Source organism: Flavobacterium piscinae, assembly GCF_004122145.1.
In the GTDB taxonomy this organism is placed as follows: Bacteria; Bacteroidota; Bacteroidia; order Flavobacteriales; family Flavobacteriaceae; genus Flavobacterium; species Flavobacterium piscinae.
In genome coordinates this window covers 24,879-43,299 of record NZ_SBKQ01000003.1, presented here as the reverse complement: position 1 = coordinate 43,299, position 18,421 = coordinate 24,879, and the positions used below count along the sequence as shown (strand labels likewise).

10 protein-coding genes are annotated in these 18,421 nt (G+C 34.4%); all 10 read left to right on the top strand.

Features of this window, described 5'->3' with window-relative positions:
• The first annotated feature begins 8 nt into the window (after nt 1-8).
• The 10 genes from EQG68_RS03175 to sov all read left to right on the top strand — a co-directional run bounded on the left by EQG68_RS03175 (nt 9) and on the right by sov (nt 18,365).
• Nucleotides 9-1,349, top strand: coding sequence for a quinol:cytochrome C oxidoreductase (locus tag EQG68_RS03175; RefSeq protein ID WP_129463339.1), 1,341 nt, complete (start codon nt 9-11; stop codon nt 1,347-1,349).
• Nucleotides 1,350-1,368: 19 nt separating this feature from the next.
• The gene (locus EQG68_RS03170; protein WP_129463338.1) at nt 1,369-2,532 is read left to right on the top strand and encodes a cytochrome c oxidase subunit II; all 1,164 of its coding nucleotides are present in this window, start codon (nt 1,369-1,371) and stop codon (nt 2,530-2,532) included.
• A gap of 27 nt (nt 2,533-2,559) precedes the next feature.
• A complete protein-coding gene (locus tag EQG68_RS03165) occupies nt 2,560-4,362 on the top strand; it encodes a cytochrome c oxidase subunit I (RefSeq protein ID WP_129463337.1) in 1,803 nt (600 codons plus the stop codon).
• 115 nt (nt 4,363-4,477) lie between these two features.
• On the top strand, nt 4,478-5,500 hold the full coding sequence (gene ruvB, locus EQG68_RS03160) for a Holliday junction branch migration DNA helicase RuvB (protein ID WP_129463336.1): 1,023 nt from the start codon (nt 4,478-4,480) through the stop codon (nt 5,498-5,500).
• 78 nt (nt 5,501-5,578) lie between these two features.
• Nucleotides 5,579-5,941 (top strand): four helix bundle protein, encoded by a 363-nt coding sequence (locus tag EQG68_RS03155; RefSeq protein ID WP_129463335.1) that lies wholly within the window; start codon nt 5,579-5,581, stop codon nt 5,939-5,941.
• A gap of 36 nt (nt 5,942-5,977) precedes the next feature.
• Nucleotides 5,978-6,898: a tRNA epoxyqueuosine(34) reductase QueG gene (gene queG, locus EQG68_RS03150; protein WP_394343605.1), complete on the top strand. Its 921-nt coding sequence runs from the start codon at nt 5,978-5,980 to the stop codon at nt 6,896-6,898.
• Nucleotides 6,899-6,946: 48 nt separating this feature from the next.
• Nucleotides 6,947-8,032, top strand: coding sequence for a hypothetical protein (locus EQG68_RS03145; RefSeq protein ID WP_129463333.1), 1,086 nt, complete (start codon nt 6,947-6,949; stop codon nt 8,030-8,032).
• A gap of 140 nt (nt 8,033-8,172) precedes the next feature.
• Complete coding sequence (locus tag EQG68_RS03140) at nt 8,173-10,470, top strand: NADP-dependent malic enzyme (RefSeq protein ID WP_129463332.1); 2,298 nt, start codon at nt 8,173-8,175, stop codon at nt 10,468-10,470.
• Nucleotides 10,471-10,550: 80 nt separating this feature from the next.
• Nucleotides 10,551-11,132 (top strand): Holliday junction branch migration protein RuvA, encoded by a 582-nt coding sequence (gene ruvA, locus EQG68_RS03135; protein WP_129463331.1) that lies wholly within the window; start codon nt 10,551-10,553, stop codon nt 11,130-11,132.
• A gap of 3 nt (nt 11,133-11,135) precedes the next feature.
• Nucleotides 11,136-18,365, top strand: a complete 7,230-nt coding sequence (gene sov, locus EQG68_RS03130; RefSeq protein ID WP_164975378.1) for a T9SS outer membrane translocon Sov/SprA — start codon at nt 11,136-11,138, stop codon at nt 18,363-18,365.
• The last annotated feature ends 56 nt before the right edge of the window (nt 18,366-18,421 follow it).

The following is an 18,421-nucleotide window of genomic DNA, read 5'->3' as shown; positions in this document are numbered from 1 at the left end:
GTATAGATATGTATACCTTTTCAAGTAAATTAAAAGTTTTTTCCTTTGTTCTGATAATCGTCGGATTGTTGGGAATTGGATATAGTTTTATTTCTGCTCCAAAAACCACAGCCGATGTAGAAAAAATTCTTGAAGCTGAAGCTCATGCTCATCATGGTGCTCACGATGCTCATGCTCATGATACGCACGGACACGATACGCACAGTGCGGAAGCACATGCAGAACATGAGGAACATTTAAACCATGTTTTACATCAGTTGCAAAATAAACCTTGGGCAGCATTATACGTTGCAGCCATCTTTTTTATGTTAATTTCACTTGGTGTGTTAGCCTTTTATGCTATACAAAATGTAGCTCAAGCGGGTTGGTCACCGGTGTTGTTTAGAGTAATGCAAGGAATCACCGCTTATTTGCCATGGGGTTCTGCACTATTTTTCATTTTGTTAATACTTTCCGCTTTTCATTTTAATCACCTATTTGTTTGGATGGATCCGGATTTAGTTAATCCAGAAAGCCCAAAATTTGATAAATTAATTAATGGTAAAAAAGGATATTTAGACGAATGGTTTTGGCTAATTAGAGCGGCAGTTTTCATCATCGGTTGGAATTTATACCGTTATTTTTCAAGAAAAAATTGTTTAGCTCAAGATGAAGCATCGGATAATGCATTCTACAAAAAGAATTTCAATATTTCAGCAGGATTTTTAGTTTTCTTCATTGTAACAGAATCAATTATGTCTTGGGATTGGATTATGTCTGTTGATCCACACTGGTTTTCAACCTTATTTGGCTGGTATGTTTTTGCCTCTTTCTTTGTAAGTGGAATTACCGTGATTGCAATGGTTACCTTATATCTTAAGTCAAGAGGTTATTTAGAGCATGTGAATACAAGTCATATCCATGATTTAGCTAAATTTATGTTTGGTATTAGTGTGTTTTGGACCTACTTATGGTTCTCTCAATTCATGTTGATTTGGTATTCTAATATTCCTGAAGAAGTAACGTATTATGTTACACGAATCGAACAATATAACTTGCCATTCTTTGGAATGGTAGCCATGAACTTTATTTTTCCATTTTTAATTTTAATAAATACTGATTTCAAACGAATTACTTGGATTTTAGTCATGGCAGGAATTGTAATTTTATTAGGACATTACGTTGATTTCTTCAATATGATTATGCCTGCAACCGTTGGTGATAAATGGTTTATTGGAATTGGAGAGTTAAGTTCATTACTTTTCTTTTTAGGATTATTTATTTTAATAGTGTTTACCGCTTTAACGAAAGCACCATTATTACCAAAAAGAAATCCATTTATTGAAGAAAGTAAACATTTTCATTATTAATATTTAAAGATTTAGACAGATGACAAGTTTGTTAGTACTAGTTGTTTTAGTTTTAGTATCAGTAGCTATCTGGCAATTGACCAAGATATTTGATTTGACTCAAATAGGTGGAAATGCTGATAATTCTCAAGTAGCTAATGACAATGATAATAATGTAAATGGTTACTTAATGTTTGCTTTTTTAGTATTCATTTACCTTACTACAATTTTTTGTGTTGTTCAATATGGCCATTTCCCTTTAATGAGTAACTCTGCTTCTGAACATGGTGTAGAGGTAGACCGTTTGATGTGGATTTCTATGATTTTAATTTTCTTTGTTCAAACGATTACTCAAGCATTATTACATTACTTCTCTTTCAAATACAGAGGGAAAAAAGGAAATTCTGCTTTGTATTTTGCCGACAACAATAAATTAGAAATGATTTGGAGTATTATTCCAGCAATAACATTAGCCGGATTAATTCTCTATGGTCTATATGCTTGGACTAACATCATGTTTGTGGATGAAGAAACCGAAAACCCAATGGTTGTTGAAATTTATGCTAAACAATTTGGTTGGGAAGTTCGTTATGCCGGTGAAGATAATGTACTTGGAAAAGCAAACGTACGATATATTGAAGGTGTAAATACCTTAGGTGTAGATTTAGCCGATCCGAATGCTCAGGATGATATTCAATCAAATGAATTGCATTTACCAAAAGGAGTGAAAGTAGTATTTAAAATACGTTCACAAGACGTATTACACTCAGCTTATATGCCGCATTTTAGAGCTCAAATGAACTGTGTTCCCGGAATGGTTACCCAATTTGCATTTACTCCGACTGTTACAACTCTTGATATGAGAAACTCTTCTGAAATGAAGGAAAAAGTTGCTACTATCAATAAAATTAGAGCTGAGAAAAGCAAACAATTAGTAGCCGATGGAAAAGCAGCTTTAGATCCCTACACATTTGACTATTTATTATTGTGTAACAAAATTTGTGGAAGTTCTCACTATAACATGCAAATGAAAATTGTTGTAGAAAGCAAAGAAGACTTCAAGAAATGGTTGAGCGAAAAACAAACATTCGCACAAGTATTAAAAGCTCAGGAACAACCTGCTGAAGAGGTTAAAACTGAAACAGATACTACTAAAGTTGTTGTAGATTCAACTTTAGTAGCCCAAGTAATAGAAAAAAAATAGCTATAATAAAAATTATAATTTAAGAGTATGTCAGCACACGATCACGCAAACGAACACGATCACGGACACGAGCACGAACATCACCACAAAGATACTTTCATCACAAAGTATATCTTTAGTATTGATCATAAAATGATTGCTAAACAATACCTTATCACTGGTTTGATTATGGGTATTATAGGTGTGGGAATGTCATTATTGTTCAGAATGCAATTGGCATGGCCGGAAGAATCTTTTAAAATTTTCAACGTATTGCTTGGTGATAATTTTGCACCAGATGGGGTAATGCGTAACGACATTTATCTAGCTTTAGTAACAATTCACGGAACCATTATGGTTTTCTTTGTATTAACTGCTGGTTTGAGTGGTACTTTTAGTAATCTTTTGATTCCATTACAAATTGGTGCTAGAGATATGGCATCCGGTTTTATGAATATGATTTCCTATTGGTTATTCTTCTTGTCAAGTGTAATTATGGTAATATCATTGTTTGTTGAATCAGGCCCTGCCTCTGCCGGTTGGACGATTTATCCTCCATTAAGTGCACTTCCTCAAGCTATTCCGGGTTCAGGAACAGGGATGACATTATGGTTGGTCTCAATGGCAATTTTTATTGCTTCGTCATTGATGGGATCGCTTAACTATGTGGTTACCGTTATTAATTTAAGAACCAAAGGGATGTCAATGACAAGATTACCTTTAACAATTTGGGCATTCTTTATTACGGCTATCATTGGAATTGTTTCTTTCCCTGTACTTCTTTCTGCTGCATTGTTGTTGATTTTTGACAGAAGCTTTGGGACTTCATTTTTCCTATCTGATATTTTCATTGCAGGTGAAGTTTTGCATTACCAAGGAGGTTCACCAGTATTATTTGAACACTTATTTTGGTTTTTAGGACACCCTGAAGTTTACATTGTATTATTACCTGCTTTAGGTATCACATCTGAAATTATAGCAACCAATGCTCGTAAACCAATTTTTGGTTACCGTGCCATGATTGCTTCAATTATTGCAATTGCCTTCCTTTCTACGATAGTTTGGGGTCACCATATGTTCGTATCCGGAATGAATCCTTTCTTAGGTTCTGTGTTTACTTTTACGACGTTGTTAATTGCGATTCCTTCAGCCGTTAAAGCATTTAACTATATTACAACGCTGTGGAAAGGTAATCTACAATTAAACCCTGCTATGTTATTTTCTATTGGATTAGTTTCTACATTCATTACTGGAGGTTTAACTGGAATCATTTTAGGAGATAGTACTCTAGATATTAACGTTCATGACACCTATTTCGTGGTGGCTCACTTCCATTTAGTAATGGGTATTTCTGCTCTTTATGGAATGTTTGCAGGAATCTATCATTGGTTCCCCAGAATGTTTGGAAGAATGTTAAATAAAAATTTAGGGTATGTTCACTTTTGGGTTACAGCCGTTTGTGCGTACGGGGTTTTCTTCCCAATGCACTTTATCGGTATGGCCGGGTTACCAAGACGTTATTATACCAATACCGCTTTTCCTTTGTTTGATGATTTACAAAACGTAAATGTTATCATTACAATGTTTGCTTTAGTGGGGGGTGCTTTTCAATTAGTATTTATTTGGAATTTCTTCTATAGTATTTTCTATGGTAAGAAGTCAGAAATGAATCCTTGGAAGTCAAATACGTTAGAATGGACTGCACCGGTAGAGCACATGCACGGGAATTGGCCTGGTGCTATTCCTGAAGTTCACAGATGGCCTTATGATTACAGTAAACCTGGTCATGATAGCGATTTCGTGCCTCAAACCGTTCCAATGGGTCCGGATGAAGAACAATTACATCACTAATACATTATTAATTCATATTTTAAAGAGTCCTTTCATTTTAGAAAGGGCTTTTTTATTTTATATTATTCATTTTTGAAATACAAAATCAGACTAAACTATTATTATCTTTGTGATTATGAATGAATATTTAAATCCCACTAACAAAGGTTTTAATCCTGAAGATCTTGACATTGAAAAAAAGTTAAGACCTCTTTCCTTTGATGATTTTAGTGGTCAAGATCAGGTTTTAGAAAATTTAAAAGTATTTGTAGAAGCTGCTAATCAAAGAGAGGAAGCATTAGACCATACCCTTTTTCACGGCCCTCCGGGATTGGGAAAAACAACACTTGCTAATATTTTAGCAAATGAATTGGGTGTTGGGATCAAAATTACATCCGGACCGGTTTTGGATAAACCCGGCGATTTAGCAGGCTTACTAACCAATTTGGAAGACCGAGATGTACTTTTTATTGACGAAATTCATCGTCTTAGTCCAATTGTGGAAGAATATTTGTATTCTGCGATGGAAGACTTCAAAATTGATATCATGATCGAATCCGGACCCAATGCGAGAACGGTTCAAATTAATCTCAATCCATTTACATTGGTTGGAGCAACTACGCGTTCAGGTTTATTAACGGCTCCTATGCGAGCACGTTTCGGAATTCAAAGCCGTTTGCATTATTACAACACCGAATTATTAACGACCATCGTTCAACGAAGTGCGTCCATATTGAAAGTCCCAATTTCTATGGAAGCCGCTATCGAAATTGCCGGAAGAAGTAGAGGAACACCTCGTATTGCTAATGCATTATTACGTAGGGTTCGAGATTTTGCACAAATAAAAGGCAATGGTAAAATCGACATCGAAATCGCAAAATATGCTTTAAAAGCTCTAAATGTTGATGCTCACGGTTTGGATGAAATGGATAACAAAATTCTGAACACGATTATCGATAAATTCAAAGGAGGTCCGGTTGGTCTATCTACCTTAGCAACTGCCGTTTCAGAAAGTGGCGAAACCATCGAAGAAGTCTATGAACCTTTTTTAATCCAAGAAGGTTTTATCATGCGAACACCACGTGGTAGGGAAGTGACGGAGAAGGCTTACAAGCATCTTGGTAAAATTAAAACCAATATACAAGGCGGTCTTTTTTAGAAGGTTGAATTCAGAAATCAGAAATCAGAATTTAGAATTTAGAGATTAGTCAATTAGTATAAATTAATTATCAGCCATATGGAAAACAATTTAAAGTTAAGAACAAAACAATTTTCACTAATGATTCTAGAAATTGTTGATTTGTTACCATCTTCAGTTTCAACCAAATTAATTTCATATCAAATAGCCAAATCCGGAACTTCTGTGGGAGCAAATTACCGAGCATCATGTAGAGAAAGAAGTGACAATGAATTTATTTCTAAAATGAATATTGTATTAGAAGAATCCGATGAAAGTATGTTTTGGTTGGAAATCATTAAAGAAAAAAATTGGATTAAATCTGAGGTTATTGAAAAAGCTTGGAAGGAAGCAAACGAATTAACTTCAATTTTTGTGACAATTTTAAAGAATACAAAGAACAGAGTAAACTCTAAAAATTAATTTATTAGTCATTTTTAATTTTCTAAATTCTAAATTCTGATTTCTAAATTCAAGCATACATCTTTAATAAAATCCGAAGCCAAACGCCTCGGCTTCCTCTCTTGCGGTATCTCAAAAGCAGGGTTTCTCGAAGAAGAAGCTCCACGTTTAGAAAAATGGCTCAACAATAACATGAACGGTCATATGCGTTACATGGAAAACCATTTCGACAAACGATTAAATCCAACCTTGTTGGTAGATGGTGCCAAAAGCGTCATTTCAATATTACTGAATTATTATCCATCCAAATTTCAAAACGAAGAAAGTTATAAGATTTCAAAATATGCCTATGGACAAGATTATCATTTTGTCATCAAAGAAAAACTGAAAGAACTGTTGCATTTTATTCAAACCGAAATTGGCGAAGTTTCCGGACGAGCTTTTGTTGATTCTGCACCGGTGTTAGACAAAGCTTGGGCAGCCAAAAGCGGTCTCGGTTGGATAGGAAAAAACACCAATCTCATCACTCAAAAAGTGGGCTCTTTCTATTTTATTGCTGAACTCATTGTAGATTTAGAATTAGATTATGACAACCCAACCACTGACCATTGTGGTTCGTGCACAGCGTGTATCGATGCTTGTCCTACCGAAGCCATAGTTGCCCCGTATGTGGTGGATGGCAGTAAATGCATCTCGTATTTTACCATCGAACTAAAAGAAAATATCCCCACCGAAATGAAAGGCAAATTTGATGATTGGATGTTTGGTTGCGATGTGTGCCAAGATGTTTGCCCTTGGAACCGTTTTTCAAAACCACATAACGAACCACTTTTTCAAGCGAATCATGAACTACTCTCTTTTACCAAAAAAGACTGGGAAGAAATTACAGAAGATGTTTTTAAAAATGTATTTAAAAATTCAGCGGTGAAACGAACTAAGTTAGAGGGGTTGAGGAGGAATGTGGAGTTTTTGAAGTAAAGAATAAAAAGGCATAATTATTGTCTTCAAAATTTATAAATACAAAGCATGAAAAAATTTTTTTACTTTTTGTTGTTGCTAATTACACTTGCTTGTCAAAAAAAAGATGTTATTCGTACAGAAGATGTTTTAAAAGCATTAAAAGTTGATAAAAATGAAACTATAGAATTTACATTATTAAACGATACTGTGTTAATTGGAAAAAAAGGAACTAAAATTTTCGTAAATAAGAATCTTTTTAAAAACTATACCAACGGTTTAATCAAACTTGAACTAATTGAATATTATGACTTTAATGATTTCGCTTTAAATTCTATAGAAACTATTACTAATGATAATAAGCTACTTGAATCATCCGGGGTTTTATATATTAACTTTACAGAGGATGGAAAGCAACTAAATTTGTTAGACAATATCTCATATAAAGTACAAATACCTAGACGAATTGAAAGTAAAAATGAAATTTATTATAACGATAATGATACAGTCTTTAATTGGGAATTGAGTGAAGATAAAATTTATAAAATTGTTCCAGACAGATTGAAAAATTTAAGATATGGGTTAACAGTTGGTAGAGACGGTCTTGGTGGTTATTTTAAAATAATACAAATTGATAGTGTAGCAATTGAAAAAAGTAAAGACTCTTTGTATCTTGAAGATATGACAAAAGGTTCTAGAAATAACTTGGATTATCTACTTTATGAAGATTTGTTAGTTTACCAAGGAAATGTAGATTCATTAGTAAAGGCTTTGAAAACATTACGTAGTAATGAAGATTTAATTTACGAATTTAATGCAACCCGTTTAGGATATATAAATATTGATCAAATTTTAAAATATGATAAACAAGAATTAATTACTATTGTTGATCGCACAAAGAGTTTTAAAGACTTAAATATTTCATATATTTATATAAATAATAATTCATTTTATAATGCTTATTGGGAAAATTCAAACTTAAATTTTAAAGAAGATGTTAAGATCTCAGGAAAAATTAAAATAGTCGTTTTTACAACAAAAGATAATTTAATTTATTCAGATTCCTTTTATGTTGATTCTAATTCTAAGACCACATTTGAGTTAGATTTGAAAAAAACAACTATTGAAAAACTTAAAAAAGAAATGACAAGGTAGTTTCAAAATGATTATTATATAATTTGATAATTTTTTAATCCAAAATAATTAAAATTCTACCCCAAAAGAATTCCCATTAAAATTTCCTTTTTTCCATAACTCTCTTACCTTTGTGAGTCAATCATAGAAGAATTCAATTCATGCACAAAGATACTAAACGCAGAGAAGCCCTTTTATACCACGCCAAGCCAAATCCTGGGAAAATCCAAGTGGTTCCCACCAAAAAATACGCCACACAACGTGATTTGTCGTTGGCCTATTCACCCGGAGTGGCAGAACCATGTTTGGAAATTGCCAAAGATGTCAACAACGTTTATAAATACACCGCCAAAGGGAATTTGGTAGCCGTCATCACCAACGGAACTGCTGTTTTAGGTTTAGGCGATATTGGTCCCGAAGCTTCAAAACCGGTAATGGAAGGAAAGGCTTTACTTTTTAAAATTTTTGCCGATATCGATGTGTTTGACATTGAAGTTGGTACCAAAGACATTGATGCATTTATCGAAACCGTTAAAAATATCGCTCCCACTTTTGGCGGAATTAATTTAGAAGACATCAAAGCTCCCGAATCCTTTGAAATCGAACACCGTTTGGTAGAAGAATTAAATATTCCGGTCATGCATGATGACCAACACGGTACTGCCATTATTTCCTCTGCGGCCTTATTGAATGCTTTAGAATTGGCCAATAAAAAAGCCGATGAAATTAAAATTGTAGTTTCAGGAGCCGGTTCGGCTGCCTTGGCTTGTGCTAATTTATACCTTTTATTGGGTGTAAAAGCAGAAAACATCATCATGTTTGACAAAGAAGGAGTGCTTCACAAAGAGAGAACAGATTTATCTCCTTTACAACAAAAATATACATCCGGAAAAAAAGACACAACGTTAAGCGATGCCATGAAAGGTGCAGATGTTTTCCTGGGATTATCAGCAGGAAATATTCTAACTCCGGAAATGCTATTGAATATGGCTCATGACCCAATCGTTTTTGCCATGGCCAATCCGGTTCCGGAAATTGATTATAATTTGGCAATTGCCACCCGAAAAGATATAATCATGGCTACCGGTCGCTCCGACCATCCGAACCAAGTGAATAATGTGCTTGGTTTTCCATATATTTTTAGAGGAGCATTGGACGTTAGAGCAACAAAAATTAACGAAGCCATGAAAATGGCAGCTGTTTACGCTTTAGCCGAATTAGCCAAAATGCCTGTACCGGAACAAGTGAATATTGCTTACGGTGAAACCAAATTGAATTTTGGTCGTGATTACATCATTCCGAAACCATTTGATCCACGATTAATTACCATTGTAGCTCCGGCAGTCGCTAAAGCAGCAATGGAATCAGGTGTAGCACAAAACCCAATTTTGGATTGGGAAAAATATGAAGAAGAATTAGCCGAACGATTAGGCTCGGATAATAAAATGGTGCGATTATTGGCCAACCGTGCAAAAACTGACCCAAAACGGATTGTTTTTGCCGAAGCGGATCATTTAGATGTGTTGAAAGCGGCACAAATTGTAATGGAAGAAGGCATCGGGAAACCTATCCTTTTAGGAAATAAAGAAACCATTTTAGAATTAAAAGAAGAAATCGGATTTGATGCGGATGTGCCCATTTTAGATCCAAAAACCAAAGAGCTTGATGAAAAACGAATGCAATATGCCAATTCTTTTTGGGAGGCTAGAAAACGTCGTGGCATTACATTGCTAGATGCTCAAAAATGGATGCGGGAACGCAATTATTTTGCCGCTATGATGGTCAATGAAGGGGAAGCTGATGCTCTAGTGACAGGATATTCCAGAAGTTATCCTTCTACGGTAAAACCAATTATGCAGTTGATTGATAAAGCTCCGGGTGTTACAAGAATAGCCACTACCAACATGATGATGACCAATCGTGGACCCATATTTTTCTCAGATACTGCAATTAATGTGGATCCAACTGCTGATGATTTGGCCAAAATTGCTTTAATGACCGCAAAAACAGTAAAAATGTTTGGAATGCAACCCGTTATTGCAATGACTTCTTATTCCAATTTTGGTTCTTCCACTAGTCAAACTTCCGAAAAAGTTCGTCAAGCAGTGGCATATTTACATAAATATTATCCTGATTTAATTGTAGATGGTGAAATTCAAGCCGACTTTGCTTTAAATCCTGAAATGCTGAAGGATAAATTTCCATTTTCAAAATTGGCCGGAAAAAAAGTAAATACACTAATTTTCCCTAATTTGGAGGCAGCAAATATAAATTATAAAATGTTGAAGGAACTCTATAAAGTTGATTCAGTAGGGCCGATTATGTTAGGTTTGGATAAACCGGTACATATTTTCCAATTGGGAGCAAGCGTAGAAGAAATGGTCAATATGGCCGCTGTTGCAGTAGTTGATGCACAAGAAAAAGAAAAGCGTTACAAGTCTATAAAAGTTAGTTTTTAACTAAATTTTATGTTATTAATCGTTTTGTTGATTGATAATTAAAGATTTTTGTTACATTTGAAAACTAACTTAAAACATTCATGATTGCTCACATTCAAGGTCGTTTGGTAGAGAAAACACCTACCGATGTAGTTATTGACTGCAACGGAGTGGGTTATCACCTTCATATTTCACTGCATACTTTCTCACTAATCCCAAATTCAGAAAACGTAAAATTGTTTACATATCTTCAAATTAAAGAAGATGCTCACACTTTGTTTGGTTTTGTTGAAAAGTCGGAACGGGAAATATTCAAATTGTTGATTTCGGTTTCAGGGATTGGAGCTAGTATTGCCAGAACAATGCTTTCGTCAATGGAACCTAAACAAATTCTGCAAGCGATTGCTTCGGGAGATGTGCATACCATTCAATCCATTAAAGGAATTGGAGCAAAAACAGCTCAACGAGTAATCTTGGATTTAAAAGAAAAAGTGTTAAAGGTGTATGATTTAGATGAAGTTTCGATGTCTTTAAACAATACAAATAAAGATGAAGCGTTATCTGCTTTGGAGGTGTTAGGTTTTAACAAAAAATTGGCAGAAAAAGTAGTGGATAAAATTGTTAAAGACAATCCGGATGCCACCGTTGAATCAGTAATTAAACAAGCATTAAAAAATTTATAATTCTTGAAAACTAAGTATAATTTTAATTTTGCAACGCCATTTAAAGTAAGCTTTTTTTGGCTCATTTTTCTAATAAGTTTTGCAGCATTTTCACAAGAAGACGAAAATGAAACCCCAACGGATTCTGTTGGGTTTAATAAGGGAAAAATAGAATTAAACAATCCGCCAAGTATTGTCTCGGCTTATACTTATGATCCTGTTACCGATCGTTACATTTACAATAGTAAGATTGGAGAATTTAATATCAATTACCCGGTTATATTAACGCCAAAAGAATATGAAGAGTTGGTGCTTCGTGAGTCGATGCGTAATTATTTCAAACAAAAATTAGATGCTATTGATGGCAAAAAAGAAGGAGCAGAAGACGCTAAAAAAGATTTATTACCACGCTACTACGTAAATTCCGGTTTTTTTGAAACGATTTTCGGTAGTAATACAATCGATGTTCAGCCCCGAGGTTCAGTAGAAATGGATTTAGGAATTCGCTACACAAAGCAAGACAATCCGTCTTTTTCTCCCAGAAATAGAACTACAACTACGTTTGATTTTGACCAAAGGATAAACATGAGTTTAACCGGTAAAGTAGGAACAAGATTGAATGTAAATGCCAATTATGACACACAATCTACTTTTGCTTTTCAAAATTTAATTAAGTTGGAGTATACTCCCGATGAGGACGCTATTTTACAAAATATTGAAGTAGGTAATGTGAGTATGCCGTTAAACAATACTTTAATTCGAGGTGCTCAAAGTTTATTTGGGGTAAAAGCACAACTGCAATTTGGACGAACAACGATAACGGGGGTATTTTCAGAACAAAAGTCTCAAACCCGATCAGTTACAGCAGAAGGTGGAGGAACTGTGCAGGATTTTCAAATGTTTGCTTTGGATTATGATGCTGACAGACACTTTTTTCTATCACAATATTTTAGAAATAGATATGACGCTTCCTTGAGGCAGTATCCGCAGATTGATAGTCGTGTGCAAATTACACGAATTGAAGTTTGGATTACAAATCGTCAAAATAGAATCAATACTTCGCAAGAGGGTAATAATTTACGGAACATTATTGCTCTTCAAGATTTAGGAGAGTCGCAATTACCTGGATTAACCGATACCGAGGTTGTTGGGATTAGCCCAATACCCGGAGGATTTTTCAATGCCATTGCCAATACACCCTCAAAAAACTCAAACAATGATTTTGACCCCGCATTAATTCAAAGCGGAAGCGGTTTGTTACGTCCTCAAATTAGAGAGATTGTTACCTCAAATGAAGGATTTAACTATAATGCAGTTGAAGGTTTGGACTATTCAAAATTAGAAAATGCCCGAAAATTAACAGCAAATGAATTTACTTATCATCCACAATTAGGATATATATCGTTGCAACAAAAATTAACTAACGATGAAGTTATTGCCGTTGCTTATCAATACACAATTGGAGATGAAGTTTATCAAGTTGGAGAATTTGGAAATGATGGAGTTGAATCAACTGTTGTTGATCCGGGAACAAATATACCTGTGACACAATGTTTGATTTTAAAGATGTTAAAAAGTAATTTAACCAATGTTGAAAAACCAATTTGGAATCTTATGATGAAAAACATCTATCAAATTCCGGGTGCTTTTCAATTAGAACAAGAAGATTTCAGGTTTAATATTTTATATTCCGATCCTTCGCCTCTAAACTATATTACACTCACAAGTCCACTTCCTGCACCTGTAGACGAAGTTTCTGAAACACCTTTATTAAGAGTGTTTAATGTAGATAGATTAAATTATACCAACGATCCACAGCAAGGAGGAGATGGGTTTTATGATTTTATTCCCGGTTTAACTGTGGATACCCAAAATGGTAGATTAATTTTTACCACCGTAGAACCTTTTGGAAAACATTTATTTGAAAAATTAAAATCAGGACCGGGTGAGGACTATAATAACACGGTAACGGGTTACAATTCGAATCAAAATAAATATGTTTACAGAAGCATGTATCGCAGTACACAAGCTGCTGCTTTGCAAGATAGTGAAAAAAACAAGTTTTTATTACGCGGACGATTTAAGTCATCCGGAGGAGACGGGATTCCAATTGGAGCATTCAATGTGCCCAGAGGTTCTGTGGTAGTTACTGCCGGGGGTCGTACTTTGGCCGAAGGAATTGATTATACTGTTAATTATCAGTTGGGAAGAGTTCGGATTTTAGATCCTTCCTTGCAAAGTTCCGGTACTCCAATTAATATTTCCGTAGAAAATAATTCAGTTTTTGGTCAGCAAACCAGACGCTTCATGGGGGTGAATGTGGATCATAAATTTTCAGAAAAGTTTCAAATCGGGGCAACATATTTACGTATGACCGAACGACCTTTTACACAAAAATCCAGTTTTGGTCAAGAATCGGTGAACAATAGTATTTTTGGATTTAATGGTAATTATTCAACTGAACTTCCTTTTTTAACTCGTTTAGTTAATAAATTACCTAATATTGATACAGATGTACCCTCAAATATTTCTGTTAGAGGGGAATTTGCCTACTTAAAGCCAGGAACGCCTAAAGCAGATAATTTTGATGGAGAATCTACTTTGTATGTTGATGATTTTGAAGGATCACAAACCACTATAGATATGAAATCTGCATTATCTTGGAGTCTTTCAAGCGTGCCTTTACACGATGCAGAAAGCACATACAATTTCGGTGAGACGTTAACAGGAAGAAATACCGGATTTAAAAGAGCTAAATTGGCTTGGTATACAGTGGACCCAATTTTTTATACTAGTCAAAGACCTGGCGGGATTTCAGATGATGAAATGGCTCTTAACAAAACCCGAAGAATTTTTATTAATGAGATTTTTCCAGTAACCGATATCGCTCAAGGTCAACAAACGGTTATCAATACCTTGGATTTAACCTATTTTCCAACAGAAAGAGGTCCCTATAATTTCAACCCTGATACAACAACGGATAATACCTTGCCAAATCCGGAAACAAACTTTGGAGGAATAATGCGAGCCATCAATTCTACTAATTTTGAACAAGGAAATGTGGAATATATTCAGTTTTGGATGTTGGATCCTTACTTTGGAACAGACGAATTTAATCCTTCAAATACAGGCGAAATTTACTTGAATTTAGGTGAAATTTCGGAAGATGTTCTGAAAGATGGTAGAAAGCAATATGAAAACGGGTTACCAGGTGTAGGTTCAACACAGCCAACCATTCCAACATTTTGGGGTAAAGTTCCAGCCTCTCAATCGTTAATTTATGCTTTTGATACAGAACAAGGAAATAGAACGATCCAAGATATAGGATTAGATGGTGTAAATGATGCGGATGAAGCTTTATTAGAAGGACTACCATCTCAATTTCAATCTTTTAGTGATCCGGCTGCCGATAATTATCAATTTTATTTAGATGCTACCGGAAACGTAATCGAACGTTATAAAAATTATAACGGACTTGAACGAAATTCACCTGTAACGGTTACCGATAATAATCGTGGTAATTCAACCTTGCCTGATGTAGAAGACATTAACAGGGACAATACCATGAATACAATTAACGCCTATTTTGAATACAAAATACCTGTAACTCCAAACATGGAAGTTGGTCAAAATTTCATTACTGATATTGTCCCTGTAGCCGCGACACCTCCAAGCAGTAACAGTCCGGGATCTCCTGAAGCTCGATGGCTTCAGTTTAAAATTCCGGTAACACAATATGACAATATAATTGGAAGTATTTCTGATTTTCGCTCTATTCGTTTTATGCGAATGTTTATGACCGGATTTAATGAAGAAATGACTCTTCGTTTTGGGGTTTTAGAGCTTGTGAGAGGTGAATGGAGAAGATATCTTGGAGAATTAGACCCGAATGAAACACCTGCTGAAGATTTAAATGATAACACCGCATTTGATGTGCAATCGGTCAATATTCAAGAAAATAGTAATAGGTCTCCAATTCGCTATGTAATGCCTCCGGGCGTTCAACGAGAACAACTTTTCAATAATAATACGGTTATTAACCAAAATGAACAGTCACTTTCTCTTCGTGTTGCCAAACAAAATACAAGTCTTCCTGGTGGTTTAGAACCAGAGGATTCAAGAGCAGTTTTTAAAAATTTGGAAATAGACATGCGACAATTTGAAAAATTGAAAATGTTTATTCATGCCGAAGCAATTGAAAATAACGTAAGTAGCGAAAGGTTATTAGACGATGAAATGGTTGCATTTGTTCGATTTGGGAATGATTTTACTCAAAATTTTTATCAAGTTGAAATTCCATTAAAAGTAACTCCTCATGGAGCAACTTTACCGGAAGAAATATGGCCTGAAGCAAATGAAATTGACTTAAACTTGGCCCTATTAACAAAGTTAAAAATCCAAGCGATAAATGGAGAAAATCCAAATCCAGATGATATTTATTTTCAAGATGAGGACCAATTGGATCCAAGTGCCGCTTCTAAGCCAAATAAACTTCGTTTAGGGATTAAAGGAAATCCTAATTTTGGATTGGTTCGAACATTGATGTTAGGGTTAAGAAACACAAAGACAGGAGCAGTTGAAACGCAAAGTATTCGGGGAGAGGTTTGGTTTAATGAATTAAGGGTAGCAGGATTAAAAAATAAAGGTGGATATGCTGCTATTTTAAATTTAGATGCTAATGCCGCAGATTTCGCAACCATTTCTGCAACAGGAAGAATGAGTACTATTGGATTTGGAGCTTTAGAAGAAGGGGTAAACGAGCGTAGTAGAGAAGACATGCAACAATATGACATAGTAACCAATATTAACGTAGGTCAATTACTGCCAAAAAAATGGGGAATCACCTTACCATTTAATTATGCAATTGGTGAACAAACAATTACCCCTGAATATGATCCGTTTAATCAAGACATTAGATTAGAGCAGTTGTTAGATGTTACTGACAATGAGGCCGAAAGAGAAAATATTAGACAACGAGCCATTGATTATACTAAAAGAAAAAGTATAAATTTTATTGGGGTTCGAAAAGAAAGATTACCTGAAAAAAAAGCACGTGTTTATGATGTTGAAAATATAACTCTTTCACATTCTTTTAATGAAGTTGAAAAACACAATTATGAAATAGAAGACTTCATTGATCAACAAACCAGAACAGCGGTTGATTATGCTCACACTTTTCAAAATAAGCCAATCGAACCATTGAAAAACAATAAGTTTATGAAAAAATCGCAGTATTGGAAGCTACTTAGCGATTTTAATTTCAATTACTTACCTTCTGCTATTAATTTTAGTACAAACATTGTCAGACAGTTTAATAGACAACAATTCAGACAAGTTGAAGTTGAAGGGATACCCCTTTCTGCATTGTACAGAAGAAATTATTTGTTTAATTATCAGTATGGATTTAATTTTAATCTGACAAAATCATTAAAATTGAATTACAATGTAGGCAGAAGTAATATTGTAAGAAATTATTTTGATGAACAAGGAATTCCTGAGGAAGACAATAGAATTTTTGATGATTATTGGAATGTAGGGACTCCTGACCAACATAACCAACAATTTGTTTTAAATTATGATCTTCCAATAAACAAACTCCCTTTTTTAAGTTTCTTGAAATCAAATTATTCTTATACAGGTACATTCAATTGGACGCGTTCTTCTGATGCTTTATCAACCTTTACCACAGAAGATAATTTAGTCTATAATCTTGGAAATACTATTCAGAATTCCGCTTCACACCGATTGAATGCTACAATGAATATGGATTTGTTTTATAAATATATTGGACTTACCAAAGATAAAAAGAAAAAACCTCAACCAAAGCCGGCAGCACCCAAACCCGGTGAAAAAATTGTTAGTACGAGACAACCGCAACAATCAGAAGGAAATGTTTTTGTGGATGGATTAATTGGTGTTTTGACGAGTGTTAAAAACATTCAAATTAACTATACTCAAAATGAAGGTACAGCTTTACCGGGATACACACAATCACTTGGGTTTTTTGGGTCTTCAAAACCATCTACCGGTTTTGTTTTTGGATTACAAGATGATGTTCGTTATGAAGCAGCAAGAAGAGGATGGTTATCAATTTACCCTGAATTTAACCAAAACTATACCGAAGTTGTCACTAAACAATTAAATGCAACAGCCAAGGTTGATTTATTTCCTGATTTTACAATTGACCTAACGGCAGACAGGAATTTTATGGAAAACTTTACGGAACAATATGACGTAGAAAATGGTATTTATAATTCAAGATCACCTTATACTACCGGAAATTTTTCAATATCAACTATTTTAATAAAAACAGCTTTTTCTAAAAGCGATGAATTTAATTCTGCTGCTTTTCAAGCGTTCAGAGATAACCGACTTGAAATCGCCAATCGATTGGCTTCTCAATATTATGTAGGTGAAATCCCTAGAGTGACAGATAGTTCAGACCCAAATTTTAATTTCCCTATCGGATTCGGAAGAAATAGTCAGGCCGTATTGATTCCATCTTTCCTCGCAGCTTATTCAGGCAAAGAGTCTAGTGGGATTTCGTTAAGTGCTTTGCGTGATATTCCCCTTCCAAACTGGACAATCAAATACAGTGGTTTAATGCGGTATAAATTTTTTAAAGACAGATTTAAACGTTTTTCTTTACAACACAGTTATAAAGCGGCTTATACAATCAATTCATTCCGATCAAATTTTGAATACGAACAAAACCCAAATCAATTAGATCAAGGAGGTAATTTTTATAACAAATTATTAATTCAAAATGTCAATTTGGTTGAACAATTTAATCCGTTAATTCGTGTAGATTTTGAAATGCAAAATTCTTTCAAGTTTTTAGCAGAGATGAAAAAAGACCGTGCACTTTCACTTAGTTTTGACAATAATCTATTAACGGAAATTCAAGGTTTAGAATATGTTGTTGGTTTAGGATTCCGTTTTAAAGATGTAACTTTTACCTCCGCACTAGCGGATAATCCGCAAGGTGTGATTAAAAGTGATATTAATATCAGAACAGATTTTTCTTTCAGAGATAACAAAACAATAGTTCGTTATTTAGATTATGATAATAATCAGTTATCCGGAGGTCAAAATATTTGGTCTGCAAAATTAACAGCGGATTATTCTTTTAGTAAAAATCTAACAGCTATTTTCTTTTATGACCATACTTTTTCTAAAGCAGTAATTTCTACCGCTTTCCCTCTAACCAATATTCGTGCAGGATTCACTTTGCGGTATAATTTTGGGAACTAAAAAAAATAATTAAAAATAGTTTAAATTTATTTCATAAAAATTACATTTGTAAAAAC

Coding starts and splice junctions, on each gene's coding strand:
- EQG68_RS03175 (WP_129463339.1), top strand. CDS start 9: ATGTATACCTTTTCAAGTAAATTAAAAGTTTTTTCCTTTGTTCTGATA.
- EQG68_RS03170 (WP_129463338.1), top strand. CDS start 1,369: ATGACAAGTTTGTTAGTACTAGTTGTTTTAGTTTTAGTATCAGTAGCT.
- EQG68_RS03165 (WP_129463337.1), top strand. CDS start 2,560: ATGTCAGCACACGATCACGCAAACGAACACGATCACGGACACGAGCAC.
- ruvB (WP_129463336.1), top strand. CDS start 4,478: ATGAATGAATATTTAAATCCCACTAACAAAGGTTTTAATCCTGAAGAT.
- EQG68_RS03155 (WP_129463335.1), top strand. CDS start 5,579: ATGGAAAACAATTTAAAGTTAAGAACAAAACAATTTTCACTAATGATT.
- EQG68_RS03145 (WP_129463333.1), top strand. CDS start 6,947: ATGAAAAAATTTTTTTACTTTTTGTTGTTGCTAATTACACTTGCTTGT.
- EQG68_RS03140 (WP_129463332.1), top strand. CDS start 8,173: ATGCACAAAGATACTAAACGCAGAGAAGCCCTTTTATACCACGCCAAG.
- ruvA (WP_129463331.1), top strand. CDS start 10,551: ATGATTGCTCACATTCAAGGTCGTTTGGTAGAGAAAACACCTACCGAT.